The 2,542-nt window shown below is 72.3% G+C and carries 3 protein-coding genes; all 3 read right to left on the bottom strand.

Features of this window, described 5'->3' with window-relative positions; translation table 11 throughout:
• A partial coding sequence (locus I71_RS32635) for an ABC transporter ATP-binding protein (protein WP_042704122.1) occupies positions 1-715 on the bottom strand: 715 nt, incomplete at its 3' end.
• Positions 712-1,791, bottom strand: a complete 1,080-nt coding sequence (locus tag I71_RS32630; protein WP_083897512.1) for an iron ABC transporter permease — start codon at positions 1,789-1,791, stop codon at positions 712-714. The genes I71_RS32630 and I71_RS32635, both read right to left, overlap by 4 nt.
• A partial coding sequence (locus I71_RS32625; RefSeq protein ID WP_042704118.1) for an ABC transporter substrate-binding protein occupies positions 1,769-2,542 on the bottom strand: 774 nt, incomplete at its 5' end. The genes I71_RS32625 and I71_RS32630, both read right to left, overlap by 23 nt.

Genomic DNA, 2,542 nt, shown 5'->3' with positions numbered 1-2,542 from the left:
CGACCGCGTCGACCTGTCCGGCGACGCGGGCGCGGTGGATGGGGATGCCGTAGAGGCGGGCGAGGTTGGCCTCGGTCATGACGGCATCCGCCGCTCCGTGCAGATGCGCCTCCACCCCCATCATCAGCAGCGCCTCGTCGGCGACGCACAGCGCATGCTGGGGCAGATGGGTGCTGAACAGGATGGCGTGCCGACCGTCCCGGCGCAGCCGCTCGATGACCTTCAGCAGCAGCGACTGGTTGGCGAGGTCGAGGGCCGAGGCCGGCTCGTCGAGGATCAGCAGGTCGGCACCCGTCACCAGGGCGCGCGCCAGCATCACGATCTGGCGTTCGCCACCCGACAGGCGGCTGAACGGACGCTCGGCGAAGCGCAGCCCGTCGACCGGGGCCAGCGCCTCCTCCGCGGCACGGTAGTCGGCGCGGTTCGGCGCACCGAACAGGCCGATCCGCCGCGCCCGCCCCATCACCACCACGTCGAGGCAGCGGTAGGGCACCGTATCGCCGATCGACTGCGAGACATAGCCGATGGCGGCCGGGGCATGACGGCGGCCCTCGGCCAGCGGCAGCAGCCCGGCGAGCGCGCGGATCAGCGTGGTCTTGCCGCGGCCGTTGGGGCCGAGCACGGCGAGGCAGCGGCCGGCCGACAAAGCGAGGTCGAGATGGCGGAAGATCCACCGCTCGCCGCGCCGCACCCCGGCATCCTCCAGCGCGATCATTCGCCCATCTCCTGCTTCTGCCGGCGCCGCAGCAGCAGCGCGAAGATCGGGGCGCCGACAATGGCGGTCAGCACGCCGAGCGGGATTTCCGCCGTGGTCGCCGTGCGGGCGATGGTGTCGATCAGCAGCAGATAGGCCCCACCCATCAGCGCCGAGGCCGGGATCAGAATGCGGTGATCGGACCCGACCAGCAGCCGGGCGAAATGCGGGACCACCAGACCGACCCAGCCGATCACGCCGGAGAAGGCCACCACCGTCGCCTCGACCAGCGCCACCGCGGCGAAGATCAGCCAGCGGTCGCGCTCCACCCGGACGCCCAGCATGCGGGCGTCGTCCTCGCCGAGCGACAGCAGGTTGATGCGGAAGCGCATCGCCCAGATCGCCAGCAGCCCGGCCAGGATCACCGGAACCGCCAGCAGGGTCTGGCGCCAGCCGGAGGCGGCGAAGCTGCCCATCAGCCAGAACACGATGGCCGGCAACGAGCTGTCGGGGTCGGCGACGAACTGCGCCATCGACACCAGCGCGCTGAACAGCGCCGACACCACGACGCCGGTCAGCACCACGGTGACGACGCCGCTGCGCCCGTCGATGCGGGCGAGCAGCCCGACCAGCAGCAGGGCGGCGCAGCCGGCAAGGAAGGACAGACCGACCAGTGCCGCCCCCGACAGCCCGAGCAGGATCGCCACCGCCCCGCCGAGCGAGGCGCCCGACGACACGCCGAGGATGTGCGGCGAGACCAGCGGATTGCGGAAGACGCCCTGCAGGGCGGCGCCGCACAGCGCCAGCCCGGCGCCGCAGGCCGCCGCCATCAGCACGCGCGGCAGGCGGACCAGCAGGACGATGCGTTCCTGGAGCGAACTCCAGTCCGACTCCAGCCCGCCCGGCAGCAGTTGCGCCGCGACGATGCGCAGCGCCGTGACCGGCGGGATGGAGAGGCGGCCGGCGCACAGCGCCACCAGCATCATCGCCAGCAGCCCGACCGCCATCCCCGCCAGCAGCCAGGGCCGGCCGGGCATGGATGCGGCAGAGGCGGAAGCTGCGCCGGAGGCGGCTTCAGGGGCCGACGATGCGGTCATAGTTCAACGCCCCCCTGTTGACGTCGGCCAGCAGCAGCCGGTCGATCTCGGCGTCGGTCGGCTCGGAACCATAGACCAGCCCGATGCCGCGCCGCACCTCGGCCCGCAGGTCGTAGCCGTTGGCCTCGGGGTGGAACAGTTTGGCCAGCCACAGCCAGAACAGCGGGTTCTCGGCGTTCGGCGGCTCCCAGCGGAAGGCGCCGACCGGCACCTTGTAGACCCGCCCCGCCTTCGTCGCGGCGGTGCCCGACAGCAGCGGGTCGCTGCGGATGTCGGCCGGCTGGAGGTCGCGGTCGGCGCTGTTCAGCAGGATCACCTCCGGGTCCCAGATCATGATCTGCTCGGCGGTGACGGTGATCGAGCCGCTGCGGTCGGCGGCGAGGTTGCGGCCGCCGGCCGCGGCGATGGCAAAATCGGTTGGCGTGTTCCGCCCGGTCACCACCAGATGGCCGGCGAGCCTGGACAGGAACAGCACCGTCGGTGCCTTGCCCGCCGCTCCGTCGGGGCGGCGGATGCGCGCCAGCACCTCGTCCCGCCAGCCGATCAGGGCGCCGGCCCGCTCGGGATGCCCGGTCAGATCGGCCATCAGGCGGATGTTGCGGCGGGTGGTCTCCTCGTCGCCATAGACGACCAGCGCGGTCTTCAGCCCGGCCTCGGCCAGAGGCGACACCACCTGCGGCCCCAACTCGCCCCGTTGCAGGACGAGATCCGGTTCCAGCGCGGCGATGGCCTCGACATTCGGCATGAAGGC

The sequence above is a fragment of the Azospirillum sp. B506 genome (genome assembly GCF_000333595.1).
Classification (GTDB): domain Bacteria; phylum Pseudomonadota; class Alphaproteobacteria; order Azospirillales; family Azospirillaceae; genus Azospirillum.
The sequence above is the reverse complement of the archived record's forward strand: the minus strand, read 5'-3'. Positions and strand labels throughout refer to the sequence as shown.

Excerpts from the sequence above, each read along its gene's own strand:
- I71_RS32630 (WP_083897512.1), bottom strand. The coding sequence starts at position 1,791 with ATGACCGCATCGTCGGCCCCTGAAGCCGCCTCCGGCGCAGCTTCCGCC.